Genomic DNA, 12691 nt, shown 5'->3' on the forward strand with positions numbered 1-12691 from the left:
CCGTGCCTTGCCTGGCCTACGGCTGCGGCTCCGGCTCCGGCAGCGAATAGTCGATGTCGTAGAAATGCTGGCCATTGACGATGCGGATGGCCAGCGTGCCGCTGATGCCCGTCAGCTGCCCCGTGCCGGAATGCGGCACGATCACGATGGACAGCTGCTGCTTGCCATCGGCCATCGTGCCCGCATGCTGCGCCACGAAGCTGCCTTCCCTGCCCTGCAGGACGCCCGTGATGGCTTCCATGGCGACATAAGCGGCCGCGCCCCTGGTGTCGGTGACGGCATTGAGCATCTCGCCCGTGGCAGTGGCGACCAGGTCGCCGGCATAGACTTTGTCGAGCAGTACCTTGCCCAAGGTCGTGCGCCCGGAGCGCTGCGGCGCCGCGGATGGCGTCATGGTGATGCTAAAACTTCCTGTGGCGTGCACATGCATGCGATGATCCCCTTCTGCAAACGAGGCGGCGCCGGCTGGCGCCACCGATAGACAACATGCGGCCAGCACCAGGCCCGGCAAGCTGTGTGATTTCATGATTCCCTTTCAATCGATGCGAGAGAAGCAGATTAAGGCAGCGCAGGAGACAAATATTGGATAAAACCGACAGCACGCGCAATGTGCTCGCCGCGCGCGGCCAGGCGCCGAAAGGCATCGTCGACCCGCAGGCAGCGGCGCGCCGCATACGGCTGGCGACCTATCCGCCGGCTGGCGCGCTGGCGCCGTTCGTCGAGTACTTCTGGGTCGTGGAATGGGACAGGCGGGGCTGCGCGCCACAGACGCAGCGCGTGCTGCCCTACCCGAACGCCCACCTGGTTTTCGAGCTTGGGCGCACCGCCATCCATGGCGTGGTGCGCGGCGCCTTTGACAGGCCCTTGATTGGTGCAGGCAAGGTGCTGGGCGTGCGTTTTGCGCCGGGCGGCCTGCGCCCGTTCATCACTCAGCCCTTATCGTCGTTCACCGATACGACCATCGCCGCCGATGCCCTGCTGGACATGCCGGCTGCGCAAGCCGAGGCGCTGGTACTGCAGCAAGCCGGCGATACGGCCATGGTGGCGCAGGCACAGGCGCTGCTGCAGGCAAGGCTGCCGCAAGTCGATGACGCCGCCCTGCTGGCCGCCAGGCTGACTGCCGCGGCGGCGGCCCGCAACGGCCCGGCGAGCGTGGCGCAGTTGTGCGAAAAGATGGCCATCGGCGAACGCCGGCTGCAGCGCCTGTTCGCCAACTACGTGGGCCTGCCGCCGAAATGGGTGATCCAGCGCTACCGCCTGCAGGAAGCGATCTGGCGCCTGGCGCAGCCCCATGCGCCCGACCTGGCCAGCCTGGCGCATGAACTGGGCTTTTTTGACCAGGCCCATTTCAGCCGCAGTTTTGCGGAACTGGTGGGCAGTACGCCGCTCGACTATCGCCGCTCGCAGCTGGCGACAGTCGCCTAGCCAGCCGCTTTCATGTCGGCGACATACGCACGGATGATGGCGGCGAAATCCGCATCGGCCGTCAAACCCAGCGCTTCGGCCCGTGCCGTATCCCAGGCGCCGGGCCAGCTCTTGACGATGCGCTCGACGGCGGGATCGGGCGCATAGCTGATGCGGGCCGCCACTTCGCTGCCGGCCACGGCTTCGAGTGCGGCGATCATTTCGCCCACGCTCACGCTCAAGCCCGGCAAGTTCACCGTGCGGCTGGCGCCAAACGCCTCGCCCGCCAATTCATGGCCGGCGATCAGGGAAGCGATGGCGCCGCGCGGCGACAGCAGCCACAGACGCAGGTCGGTGGACACGGGGCAGACGGCCGCCTCGCCATTCAAGGGTTCGCGGATGATGCCGCTGGCGAACGACGACGCCGCCTTGTTCGGTTTGCCCGGGCGCACGCTGATGGTGGGCAAGCGCAGCACGCGGCCATCGACAAAGCCGCGGCGGCTGTAATCGTTGAGCAGCAGTTCGCCGATGGCCTTTTGCGCGCCGTATGACGACTGCGGGTTCAACGCCGTCGTATCCTGCACCACGTCCGGCAGCTTGCCGCCATACACGGCCACGGAACTGGTAAACACCACTTTCGGCTTGTGTCCCAGTTCGCGGCAGATATCGAGCAGCAAACGCGACGCATCGAGGTTGATGCGCATGCCCAGCTCGAAATCGGCTTCCGCCTGGCCGCTGACGATGGCGGCCAGGTGAAAGATCGAGCTTGTCTGCGCATCGATGGTGGCGCGCATCAGGGCACCGTCGGCGATGTCGCCCGTGACCACTGTTACGCGCGCATCGTTGAAGTCATGCGCAGCCACCACGTCGACCAATACCAGCTCGCTGATCGTTTGCAACTGGCCCTGGCTGTCCGTCAGCTGGCCTTGCGCCAGCAACTGGCGCGCCAGGCGCTGCCCCAGGAAACCGGCGCCGCCGGTAATGAGTACTTTCATCTTCATGCTCCTTGTTTGTTGTTGTAAGCGGCGAGCCAGCCCAGGCCATCTTCGGTGCGCCCGCGCGGACGGTATTCGCAGCCGATCCAGCCCTCGTAGCCCAGGTCATCCAGCAGCGTGAATAAATACGGGTAATTGACTTCGCCATCGTCAGGTTCATTGCGGGCCGGGACGCTGGCGATCTGCACATGGCCGATGCCATCGAAGTTGTTCCTGAACGTCATGGCGATATCGCCCTCGACGATCTGCGTGTGATAAAAATCCATCTGCACCTTGACGTTGGACGCGCCCGACTCCAGGCGCAGCGCATGGCCCTGCGCCTGCGTGACGAGGAAGTAGCCGGGCATGTCGCGTCCGTTGATCGGTTCGATCAAGAGCTCGATGCCATGCTCGCCCACGGCCCTGGCCGCGTACTGCAGATTGGCCAGGTAGGTGGCGCGGTGCAGGGCAAGGTCGGCGCCTACGGGCAGCAAGCCCGCCATCATGTGCACGCGCGGGGTGCCCAGCGCCAGCGCGTATTCGATGGCGCGCGCCACGCCAGCGCGGAATTCCGCTTCGCGGCCCGGCAGCGAAGCGATGCCCCGCTCACCTGCCGCCCAGTCGCCCGGCGGCAGGTTGAACAGCACGTTCTGCAAGCCGTGCTCGCGCAGCCATCCCGCGACTTCCTGCGGCGCGTAATCGTAAGGGAACAGAAATTCGACGCCCTGGAAACCCGCTTGCGCGGCGGCGGCAAAGCGCTGCGGGAAGAGCACTTCATTGAACATCATGGTCAGGTTGGCGGCAAAGCGGGGCATGCGGTATCTCCTTGGGAATCTTATAGTTCGAGTTTGAACGTGTGCTTCAGGTCGGCGATCTGCGCCGCGTCGAGCGGGCGCGTGGGCACGTCGCGCAGCAGCAGGAACAGCTTGGCCGTCTCTTCCAGTTCCTCGGCCGCATACACGGCCGCTTCCAGGCTCGTGCCAGAGACGACGGGACCGTGATTGGCCAGCAGCACGGCCGAATGCTTGCGCGCCATGGCGCCAATCGCGCCCGCCAGCGCCGGGTCGCCCGGCCGGTGATACGGCACCAGGGGCAAGCGCCCCACCTTCATCACGAAATATGGCGTCAGGGGTGGAATGCAGTCGTCATGGTTCAAGCCGCACATGCACGACACGGCCGCCGAATGCGTCGAGTGCAAATGCACGATGGCGCCGGCACCGCCCCGCTCCGCATACATGGCGCGGTGCAGGAACGCCTCTTTTGACGGCGGCGCGCCGCTGATCAGGTTGCCGTCCCAGTCCAGCTTTGACAATTGCGCCGGATCGAGCCGCCCCAGGCTGGCATTCGTTGGCGTGAGCAGCCAGCCGTCGGACAGGCGCACGCTCAGGTTGCCGCTGCTGCCGGCCGTCAAGCCCCGCTCGAACAGCGACTTGCCAAAGTCGACGATCAGCTCGCGCTGGCGCGATTCCGTGGTGCTCATGCCAGCACCTGCCAGGCCTTGCTGAAGAAATCCACCGTGCCGAAATTGCCGGACTTGAGGGCCAGCGCCAACGGCGCCGCGCCATCTTCGCCCAGCGCCGGCAAGGCTTGCGTCCACGGCACGCCAGGATCGATCTCGGGCCCGATGCGCAAACCCGCCACGCCCAGCGCTTTTACTACCGCGCCCGACGTTTCGCCGCCAGCGACGATCAGCTGGCCCACGCCGAGGCGCACCAGCCCCTGCGCGATGGCGGCCAGGGTTTCCTCGACCAGGGCGCCGGCCCGCTCCACGCCCAGTTGCGCCTGCACGGCGCGCACGGCGTCCGGCGTGGCCGTGGCGTAGATCAGCACCGGGCCTTGCGCCAGGTGCGCGCCGGCCCAGGCCAGGGCTTGCTCCACGACGGCGTCGACCACCTCGCCACCGGCCGCCAGCTGCAAAGGGTCGACATGGAACGATGGCGCCAGTTCGCGCAAGTGCGCCACCTGCTGCTGCGTGGCCACGGAGCAGCTGCCCGAGATCACGGCACGCAAGCCCGTCGGTGGCGGCAAACGTCCCGCCTGGCCCGCAGGCGATGGCGCCAGCTGGCCCCGCTGGCGGAAATTCTGTGGCAGTCCCAGCGCGATGCCGGAGCCGCCCGTGATCAGTTTCAAGTCCGCGCAGGCGGCGCCGATGGCTTCCAGGTCGCGGTTCGAGACGGCATCGACGACGGCGAAATGGCAGCCCTGGCCACGCAAGTCCGTAAAACGCTGGGCGATGGCGGCGGCGCCCTTCTCCACCACGGAGAAATCGGCCAGGCCTACCTTGGCTTGCACCTGCTGCTGCAGCACGCGTACCAGGTTCGAATCCGTCATCGGCGTCAAGGGATGGTCGCGCATGCCAGATTCGGCCAGCGGCACGTCGCCGACGAACAGGTTGCCCTTGTAGATGGTGCGGCCGTTGGCGGGGAACGCCGGGCAGGCAATCGTAAAATCCGTGTCGAGCGCCCGCATCAGCGCCTCGGCCACGGGGCCGATATTGCCGCGCGGCGTGGAGTCGAACGTGGAGCAGTACTTGAAATAGAACTGCCTGCATCCGGCCTGCTGCAGCCAGGCCAGCGCGGCCAGCGATTCAGCCACCGCCTCCTCGGGCGCATTCGTGCGCGACTTGAGGGCGATGACGACGGCGTCGACATCGGCTGGCGGCGGACCTTGCGGCACGCCGATCAGCTGCACCGTGCGCATGCCAGCCTTGACCAGCATGCCGGCCAGGTCGGTGCCACCCGTGAAATCGTCGGCGATACATCCCAGTAGTACGGTCATGATTGTTCCTTTTTATTCAGTTACGCTTTCGCCGGCAGATCGATGCCCGGGAAAGTCTTGATGACGGCCGAGTCGTCCTCGCCGCCAAAGCCTGCCGCCGACGCCTGCATGAACATCTGGTGCGCCGTGGCCGACAGGGGCAGCGGGAACACGCTTTTTTTTGCGTAATCGAGCACGATGCCCAAATCCTTGACGAAGATATTCACGGCCGACAGCGGCGCGTAATCGCCTTTCAAAATATGCGGCACCCGGTTCTGGAACATCCAGGAACTGCCGGCACTGTTCGATATGACTTCGTACAGGGCGTCCGGGTCGCAGCCGGCGCGCAGGCCCAGCGCCATCGCTTCGGCCGCGGCGGCAATATGCACGCCGGCCAGCAACTGGTTGATCATCTTGACTTTCGAACCCTGCCCCGGCTGTTCGCCCAGACGGTACAGCTTTGCACAGATGGCGTCGAAAATCCCGCCGCAAGCGTCGAACGCATCGGGCGCGCCGGCCGCCATCACCGACATCTCGCCGGCAGCCGCCTTGGCCGCGCCGCCGGAAATGGGCGCGTCGATGAAGCGCAGCCCCATGGCCGCCAAGCGCGCGCCCAGCGCCTCGGCAAACTCGGGCGCCACGGTGGCGCAGGCGATCACCACGCTGCCCGGCGCCAGGCTGGCCGCCGCGCCGTGTTCGCCAAACAGCACGGCCTCCGTCTGCTGGGCATTGACGACAACGATCAGCAAGGCTTGCACCTGCGCCGCCAGCGCGGCGGGAGACGGCGCCGCATGGGCGCCCTGGCCGGCCAGCGTTTGCACGGTTTCCGGACGCACGTCGCAGGCATGCACGTCGAAGCCCGCGCGCAGCAACGATTGCGCGATGCCCATGCCCATGGCGCCCAGGCCGATCACGCCCACTTTTTCGATTGTTGCAGTCATTGTTTGCTCCACTTATTTGTTTACCAGCTTGGCCGGCACGCGCATGATGATGATGGCGCCAATCACCAGGATGCCGGCCAGCAGGTAGATGGCGATGTCGGTCGACTGCGTCAGGTCCTTGATGGAACCGATCATGTACGGCGCCGCGAAGCCGGCCAGGTTGCCCACCGAGTTGATGGCGGCGATGCCGGCGGCGGCCGAGACGCCACCGAGGAAAGCCGTCGGCAGGCTCCAGAACATGGGCGAGGCGGCGAGGATGCCGCCGGCGGCGATCGTCAGGAAGAAAATGGCCCAGCCCGTGTTGTGGGCGCCGGCCAGCGCGCTGCAGACGATGGCGGCGGCGCCCACCACGAGCGGGATGGCCATGTGCCAGCGGCGTTCGCGGTATTTGTCCGAACTGCGGCCCAGCAGTATCATCGACGCCACGGCTACCGAGTACGGGATCGCCGTAAAGAGACCGATATTGAGCACGCCCGTCACGCCGGCCGCCTTGATCAGGCTGGGCAGCCAGAAGGTCAGCGAATACTGGCCCATCACGCAGCAGAAATAGATCAGGGCCATGACCCAGATGCGCGGGTCGGCAAACATGGCGCGGATCGACGGGTGCGAGACCTTGCCCTGCGCTTCCGTGGCGATGCGCTGTTCGAGGATGACTTTTTCATCTTCCGTCAGCCACTTCGCGGCGCGGATGCTGTTATCGAGGTACAGCAGCACGGCCACGCCCATCAGCGCGGCGGGAATCGCTTCGAGCACGAACATCCACTGCCAGCCCGCATAACCGTGCCAGCCGGCGAAGGTTTCCATGATCCAGCCCGACAGGGGGCCGCCGATCAGGCCCGCGACGGGAATGGCGGCCATGAAGGTGCACACCATGCGCGCGCGGCGCTCGGACGGATACCAGTAGGTCAGATACAGGATGATGCCGGGGAAAAAGCCCGCTTCGGCGATGCCGAGCAGGAAGCGCATGACGTAGAACTGGGTTGGCGTGGTGACGAACATGAAGGCGCCCGAGATGATGGCCCAGGTGATCATGATGCGGGCGATCCACACGCGCGCGCCGATCTTGTGCAGCATCACATTGCTGGGCACCTCGAACAGGAAGTAGCCAAGGAAGAACACGCCCGCACCCAGGCCATACACGGTTTCGGAAAACTGCAGGTCGGCCAGCATTTGCAGCTTGGCGAAGCCCACGTTCACACGGTCGAGGTAAGCGACGATGTAGCACAGCATGAGGAAGGGAATGATGCGCCAGGTCACCTTGCGGTAGACGGCGTCATCGATGGTTTTCTGGCTTGCGGCCGCGCCGGCCGGCTGGCCCGGCATTGTCTGTGACACTTCCATGCTTGTCTCCTGATCACTGGGGGATCGACCGTGCCGGGTTTTTATGGTCCACCGGTGGTGGCTGGCAACTTGTCTAAAATTTGTATGGATGTATATTATGTGTGTGTTTTATGTGTGTCAAGCTGTATATTCCATATAATGGCAAGCAGGCAATCCCCATTTGAAAACCGTTAGCGCAAGGATGCACCCGATGGACCGCACGTTCAGCTTCACCCTTCCCGCGCCGGAGCCCGCCGCGGGCAGCTTCACCACCGGCACCCTGGGTGCGCGCGTGGCGGCACGGCTGCGCCAGCAGCTCCACCACGATGGCCTGGCCGGCGGCACGCGTTTGCCGTCGGAGCAAGCCATGGCCAGCCACTTTGGCGTCAGCCGCACGGTGCTGCGCGAAGCCATCGCCCTGCTGCAGGCGGACGGCATCCTCGTCACGCGCAAGGGCAGCGGCACGTTCGTGTGCGCGCAGGATGGCGCGAAGGCCGGGGAGCGGGGTGACGCGCTGACGGAGCAATCGGTGCAATCGCTACTGAACCTGATCGAAGTGCGCCAGGGACTGGAAGCGGAAATCGCCGCGCTGGCAGCCGTGCGGCGCACGCCGGGCCAACTGGCCGACATCGAACACGCGCTGCGGCGCATCGAGGAAGCCGTGGCGGCCGGCGTCGATGGCGTGGAAGAAGACGTACGCCTGCACCTGTGCATCGCCGAGGCGACGGGCAACCCTTACTGGCCGAAGTTTGTTGCCATGTTCGCCGACCCGATCCGCTCGGCCGTCAAGGTGACGCGCGCGAATGAAGCGCGGCGCACGGACTTTTCCATCGAAGTGCGGCGCGAACATGAAAAGATCGTGCAGGCGATTGCCGACGGCGACCCGCAGCGGGCGCGCCAGGCGGCCATGGAACACATGCAGCATGCGGCCGAACGCGTGCGCCTGGCCGACCGCGAATTCTGGCGCGGCGACGGCGGCGCGCTGGCCCGCACCCTGGGACGCGATCCCATCATGCAGAAATAAATCCTGGCTCAGGGATAGCTGGGCCGGCGCATGTGGAACAGGCTGTCCGGTCCGATCTCGAAATAATCGGCCGGACCGCCGCCGCGCAATATCGGCGCCGCTGCCGCCGTGTCGTACACGCCATCGGTCAGCAGGTGGCGCGCGATATGTACGCCCACCACTTCCCCCAGCACCAGCCAGCTGCCGACACCAGCGCCATTGACGCCCTGCAGCTCGATGATCTGCGTGCGCCGGCATTCGAAGGAGACGGGGCTTTCGGCCACGCGCGGCACATTCACGATGCGCGAGGCGGCCGGCGTCAGGCCGGCCAGCGCGAATTCATCGACCTCGGGCGGCGCCGGCGCGCAGCTGGCATTCATCGCCTCGGCCAGCGGCCGGGTTGCCAGGTTCCACACGAATTCGCCCGTCTGCTCGATATTGCGCAAGGTATCCTTGCGGCCGATGCTGGAAAAACCGATCAGCGGCGGGTGGTAATTGAAGGCGTTGAAAAAGCTGTACGGCGCCAGGTTGAGCACGCCCTCGCCGCTGCGCGAAGCGATCCAGCCGATGGGCCGCGGCCCCACGATGGCGTTGAAGGGATCATGCGGCAGGCCGTGGCCCTGTGCAGGTTCATAAAAGTGAATGTTGTCGGCCACGCGCGTTCCTGAAGTCCAAGTCAAAGGCGCCCGGGATGGAACGCCTGGAGCGACAGCTTACTGGATTTGCCGCTACCGTGTTGCCAGCCCGCCGGCGCCAGGCGCGCTCGCGTACAGACAACCAAGGCACAATTGTATGGCGCGCCGCACCACGCCTCGCTTATGATGGCACAACTCAACCATTATCATTCCGCTACCGCCCATGCATACACTCACGCTGCACCAGAAAGTGTTCTTGCTCCTCCTGAGCATCGTCACCATCGGCTTCGGCTGGATACTGGCGCCGTATGCGGGCGCCATCTTCTGGGGCGTCGTCCTGGCGATCCTGTTCGCGCCCGTGTACCGCTGGCTGCTGCTGAAAACGAAGGGCCGCGCAGGCCTGGCGTCGCTGCTGACCTTGCTGCTGATCATCGTCATCGTGATCCTGCCGCTGTCGCTCATTTCCGTGTCGCTGGTGAATCAGGCGGCCAGCGTCGTGGAAATGGTACGTTCGGGTGAAATCACGGTCGCCATGTTCTTCAATAAAATCATGGCCGTGCTGCCGCAATGGCTGATCAATTTGCTCGACCGCTTCAACCTGACCAGCCTGACCAGCCTGCAGGACAAGCTGGCCGAGGGCGCCACGCAGGTGAGCCAGGTGGTGGCCGTGAAAGCCATCAATGTGGGCCTGTACACCTTTGAATTCCTCACCAGCCTGTGCATCATGCTGTACCTGCTGTTTTTCCTCATGCGCGATGGCTCCTCCCTGTCAGCCCGTATCAAGGGCGCCGTGCCGCTGAGCCGAAAATACAAGCAGCGCCTGTTCACCAATTTCACCACGGTGATCCGCGCCACGGTGAAAGGCAACATCCTCGTGGCGATCGCCCAGGGCGCCCTCGGCGGCCTGGCGTTCTGGTTCCTGGACGTGCCCGCGCCCCTGCTGTGGGCCGTGCTGATGGCCTTCCTGTCGCTGCTGCCGGCCGTCGGCGCCGCCCTCGTCTGGGCGCCCGTGGCCGTCTACTTCCTGGCCACGGGCGCCATCTGGCAAGGCGCAGGCCTGGCCGCTTTCGGCGTCTTCGTCATCGGCCTGGTCGACAACGTGCTGCGCCCCATCCTGGTCGGCAAGGACACCAAGATGCCCGACTACGTGGTGCTGCTGTCGACCGTGGGCGGCATGGCCCTGTTTGGCCTGAACGGCTTCGTCATCGGCCCCGTGGTGGCGGCCCTGTTCATCGCCTCGTGGGATCTGTTCGTCTCGGCCAGCGAATTCCAGGCCGAGGATTGAGGCGTGGCAATCGGGAGCGTCAGCGTCCCATCCTGCAAAAATAATGGCGATGAAATCCGGCTTGCTGGCGGCGCCACTTGCGCTTCCAGAAACAGGCCGGAACAGCCTGGCAGCAGAGTGTCCGCATGCGCTGGCCAGCCTCGGCAACTATCCACATGAGACCGGATTTCATATCGACTATCATGTTGCAATAGTGCGCAATTAGCAACAAATGTGAAAATATAGCTTTTGACGCAGTGGGCGCCGCGGCGTAGTGTCGGTCCTCCCGACAACCACGTAATGAGGAGCCTCCCATGGCAAATCCACTGTGCTTAATGATGCCGGCGCTACCCGGCACCAATCCGACCGCCATCGCCGCAACATTGGTGGAATTCCAGGCGAAGATCAATGCCGCCCTCACCGAGATCGGTACCGTACACTTTGCCCGCTTCACCCTGCTGGACCGCTCCCAGCCCAATCTGCTGCCCAACATTCAATCAGCAGGCACTTCCGATAGTCTGATCATCGGCGTGATCACCGAGTATGACGGCAACTTCAACGACTACATCGAAGATTTCGTGGGCAAACTGGGCGAGGTGTTCGACGCGCTGCTGCAATTTGTCGTGGGCGGCAAGGCGCTGATTCCTGTTGCCAACCATGTGGCCGCATTTGAAGCCTTCATCACGGCCAACGACGCCGCGCAGCACGTGCCCAATAACGGCCTGTACAGCGCCTATCCGCAGACCGTCCAGAAAATCATCGCCGCATTCCGAACCTGAGCCGAAAGCCACGCCGGGGCTGCGCAAGCGGCCCCACCACCCTGCCAGCCACCACCCCAGCCCCCGGAGACAGCATGGCCGATTCCACCATCGATTACGACGACGTGCAAGGCACGATCCTGCGCGGCTACCGCGTCAACCTGGCGCGCCATTTCATCTTCAGCATCACGGATGCGGCGCAGGCACGGCGCACCATCGCGGCCCTGCTCGACGGCAGCGACGGCTTGCCGTCCATTACCACCGCGCGGCACATCCACCCCAAGCCGCCCTGCTTCCTGAATCTCAGCTTTACCGCTCCAGGCCTGTCGGCGCTGGGCGTTGCCGCGACCGACCTGACCACCTTTGACCAGGCATTTCAACGGGGCGCGGCCGATCCGGCCAGCGTCACTGCCGTGGGCGACGTAGGCGACAGCGCCCCCGAACACTGGCTCGGCAACCTGGGGCCGGCTACCCAGCATGGCCAGGTGCATGCGCTGCTGAGCCTGTGGGTCAGCGAATCGACGGAAGTGCTAAAGGCGACCTCGGCCACACTACGCCGCGCCTTTGCCGCGGGCTGGCGCGAACTGTATGCGCACGACGGCGTGGCCCTGCCAGACAACCGCGTGCATTTCGGCTACCGCGACAGCATCGCCCAGCCCGACGTCGATGGCGCCCCGCAGCGCAAGCGCGAACACGACCCTGACCCGCTCAACAGCGTGAAGACGGGGGAATTCCTGCTCGGCTATCCGAATGAAAACGGCGGCACCTACCAGGTGCAGCCGCCGCAGCTATCCACCAATGGCAGTTATGCCGCCTTCCGCATCCTGGAACAGGACGTGCCCCTGTTCGACAGCATCCTGAGCCAGGGCGCGGCCAGTTCCGGACTCACGACCGAAATGGTGGCCGCCAAGATGTGCGGGCGCTGGCGCAACGGCAATCCGCTCGCGCTCAGGCCGGACGAGGCCGGGCCCGTGCTGCCGGACGCCAGCCTGAACCGCTTTCACTATGTCGATGGGCAGCCGGAACTCGATGACACGCTGGGCCTGAAATGCCCGATAGGCGCGCACATCCGGCGCAACAATCCGCGCGACGAAGCCGTCGTGGGCGCCTCCGCCCGCCACCACCGCATCGTGCGGCGCGCCATGCCCTACGGCAGCGAATATGATCCGGCAGCGCCCATCGCAGAGCAGCGCGGCCTGGTCGGCTATTTCATCAATGCCAGCCTGCGCAATCAGTTCGAATTCCTGATGAAGCAATGGAACAATGACGACGCCTTCGTCAAATCGGCCGTCGGCCCGGCCGGTCCCGAGGCGGGCGATGCCACGTTCAACATCAGCGGCCAGGACGTGTTCCTGGGCATCAACGACCCGGCCGTCAGTTCCTTCACCTTGCCCGGCGTGGGCGCGAAGGGAAGCGGCAATACCGAACTGCAGCATTTCTCGCGCAGCGTCATCACGCGTGGCGGCGTGTATTGCTTCTTCCCCAGCATCACGGGATTGCGCTACCTGGCGAACCTCCGCTAGGCGGGCGCGCCACGGGGGCAAGCGGGAACGGCGCGGACCGCTTGCATTGACCCTGTCATTGCACTATCGTTGGCACACGCGCGTGTTGCCAACCTTTCACAATGACAGGAGT

At 65.0% G+C, this 12691-nt stretch carries 14 protein-coding genes; 6 read left to right on the top strand and 8 right to left on the bottom strand.

All coding sequences use genetic code 11. The features are described 5' to 3' along the window. Window positions 1-16 precede the first annotated feature (16 nt). Window positions 17-526, bottom strand: coding sequence for a DUF3224 domain-containing protein (locus CSQ91_RS12955; protein ID WP_257217306.1), 510 nt, complete (start codon window positions 524-526; stop codon window positions 17-19). A 56-nt stretch (window positions 527-582) separates the two neighbouring features. Between CSQ91_RS12955 and CSQ91_RS12960 the strand changes: the two genes are divergently transcribed. Then, window positions 583-1425 carry an AraC family transcriptional regulator gene (locus CSQ91_RS12960; protein WP_257217307.1) on the top strand — a complete coding sequence of 281 codons (843 nt, stop codon included), beginning with the start codon at window positions 583-585 and terminating at the stop codon, window positions 1423-1425. Here CSQ91_RS12960 and denD read toward each other — a convergent pair. From denD to CSQ91_RS12990, 6 genes are read right to left on the bottom strand one after another with little or no spacing between them, the layout of a single operon-like run. Continuing rightward, window positions 1422-2399 carry a D-erythronate dehydrogenase gene (gene denD / locus CSQ91_RS12965; protein ID WP_099388467.1) on the bottom strand — a complete coding sequence of 326 codons (978 nt, stop codon included), beginning with the start codon at window positions 2397-2399 and terminating at the stop codon, window positions 1422-1424. The genes CSQ91_RS12960 and denD overlap by 4 nt on opposite strands. A 2-nt stretch (window positions 2400-2401) precedes the next feature. After that, complete coding sequence (otnI, locus tag CSQ91_RS12970) at window positions 2402-3193, bottom strand: 2-oxo-tetronate isomerase (protein WP_099388468.1); 792 nt, start codon at window positions 3191-3193, stop codon at window positions 2402-2404. A gap of 20 nt (window positions 3194-3213) precedes the next feature. Beyond that, window positions 3214-3858: a 3-oxo-tetronate 4-phosphate decarboxylase gene (otnC, locus tag CSQ91_RS12975; protein WP_034788996.1), complete on the bottom strand. Its 645-nt coding sequence runs from the start codon at window positions 3856-3858 to the stop codon at window positions 3214-3216. Then, entirely contained in the window at window positions 3855-5156 is a 1302-nt protein-coding gene (gene otnK / locus CSQ91_RS12980) for a 3-oxo-tetronate kinase (RefSeq protein WP_083299943.1), read from the bottom strand. Before otnK ends, otnC begins: the two co-directional genes overlap by 4 nt. 20 nt (window positions 5157-5176) lie before the next feature. Beyond that, window positions 5177-6076, bottom strand: coding sequence for an L-threonate dehydrogenase (gene ltnD / locus CSQ91_RS12985; RefSeq protein WP_099388469.1), 900 nt, complete (start codon window positions 6074-6076; stop codon window positions 5177-5179). Between the two features lie 12 nt (window positions 6077-6088). Next, on the bottom strand, window positions 6089-7417 hold the full coding sequence (locus CSQ91_RS12990; protein ID WP_052140695.1) for an MFS transporter: 1329 nt from the start codon (window positions 7415-7417) through the stop codon (window positions 6089-6091). Between the two features lie 190 nt (window positions 7418-7607). Here CSQ91_RS12990 and CSQ91_RS12995 point away from each other — a divergent pair, with 190 nt between their 5' ends. Continuing rightward, window positions 7608-8420: a FadR/GntR family transcriptional regulator gene (locus tag CSQ91_RS12995; protein ID WP_034789005.1), complete on the top strand. Its 813-nt coding sequence runs from the start codon at window positions 7608-7610 to the stop codon at window positions 8418-8420. Window positions 8421-8428: 8 nt separating this feature from the next. Here the strand turns inward: CSQ91_RS12995 and CSQ91_RS13000 are convergent, their stop codons facing one another. Further along, window positions 8429-9055, bottom strand: a complete 627-nt coding sequence (locus CSQ91_RS13000) for a flavin reductase family protein (protein ID WP_070282101.1) — start codon at window positions 9053-9055, stop codon at window positions 8429-8431. Window positions 9056-9257: 202 nt separating this feature from the next. On the opposite strand from CSQ91_RS13000, the gene CSQ91_RS13005 reads away from it, so the two are divergent. The 4 genes from CSQ91_RS13005 (at window position 9258) to CSQ91_RS13015 (ending at window position 12579) form a co-directional block, all read left to right on the top strand. Continuing rightward, the gene (locus tag CSQ91_RS13005; protein ID WP_099388470.1) at window positions 9258-10319 is read left to right on the top strand and encodes an AI-2E family transporter; all 1062 of its coding nucleotides are present in this window, start codon (window positions 9258-9260) and stop codon (window positions 10317-10319) included. Window positions 10320-10362: 43 nt separating this feature from the next. Beyond that, window positions 10363-10524: a hypothetical protein gene (locus CSQ91_RS28935; protein ID WP_180278415.1), complete on the top strand. Its 162-nt coding sequence runs from the start codon at window positions 10363-10365 to the stop codon at window positions 10522-10524. Between the two features lie 88 nt (window positions 10525-10612). Next, window positions 10613-11077, top strand: coding sequence for a hypothetical protein (locus CSQ91_RS13010; protein WP_139179151.1), 465 nt, complete (start codon window positions 10613-10615; stop codon window positions 11075-11077). Window positions 11078-11151: 74 nt separating this feature from the next. Further along, window positions 11152-12579: a Dyp-type peroxidase gene (locus tag CSQ91_RS13015; protein WP_099388471.1), complete on the top strand. Its 1428-nt coding sequence runs from the start codon at window positions 11152-11154 to the stop codon at window positions 12577-12579. The last annotated feature ends 112 nt before the right edge of the window (window positions 12580-12691 follow it).

Origin of the sequence: Janthinobacterium sp. BJB301, from assembly GCF_002735685.1 — a bacterium.
GTDB lineage: Bacteria > Pseudomonadota > Gammaproteobacteria > Burkholderiales > Burkholderiaceae_D > Janthinobacterium > Janthinobacterium lividum.

Bases quoted from the DNA above. Each gene is read 5' to 3' on its own strand.
- CSQ91_RS28935 (WP_180278415.1), top strand. From the start codon at position 10,363: ATGGCGATGAAATCCGGCTTGCTGGCGGCGCCACTTGCGCTTCCAGAA.
- CSQ91_RS12990 (WP_052140695.1), bottom strand. From the start codon at position 7,417: ATGGAAGTGTCACAGACAATGCCGGGCCAGCCGGCCGGCGCGGCCGCA.
- ltnD (WP_099388469.1), bottom strand. From the start codon at position 6,076: ATGACTGCAACAATCGAAAAAGTGGGCGTGATCGGCCTGGGCGCCATG.
- otnK (WP_083299943.1), bottom strand. From the start codon at position 5,156: ATGACCGTACTACTGGGATGTATCGCCGACGATTTCACGGGTGGCACC.
- CSQ91_RS12995 (WP_034789005.1), top strand. From the start codon at position 7,608: ATGGACCGCACGTTCAGCTTCACCCTTCCCGCGCCGGAGCCCGCCGCG.
- CSQ91_RS13005 (WP_099388470.1), top strand. From the start codon at position 9,258: ATGCATACACTCACGCTGCACCAGAAAGTGTTCTTGCTCCTCCTGAGC.
- CSQ91_RS13010 (WP_139179151.1), top strand. From the start codon at position 10,613: ATGGCAAATCCACTGTGCTTAATGATGCCGGCGCTACCCGGCACCAAT.
- otnI (WP_099388468.1), bottom strand. From the start codon at position 3,193: ATGCCCCGCTTTGCCGCCAACCTGACCATGATGTTCAATGAAGTGCTC.
- CSQ91_RS13015 (WP_099388471.1), top strand. From the start codon at position 11,152: ATGGCCGATTCCACCATCGATTACGACGACGTGCAAGGCACGATCCTG.
- CSQ91_RS12955 (WP_257217306.1), bottom strand. From the start codon at position 526: ATGAAATCACACAGCTTGCCGGGCCTGGTGCTGGCCGCATGTTGTCTA.
- otnC (WP_034788996.1), bottom strand. From the start codon at position 3,858: ATGAGCACCACGGAATCGCGCCAGCGCGAGCTGATCGTCGACTTTGGC.
- denD (WP_099388467.1), bottom strand. From the start codon at position 2,399: ATGAAAGTACTCATTACCGGCGGCGCCGGTTTCCTGGGGCAGCGCCTG.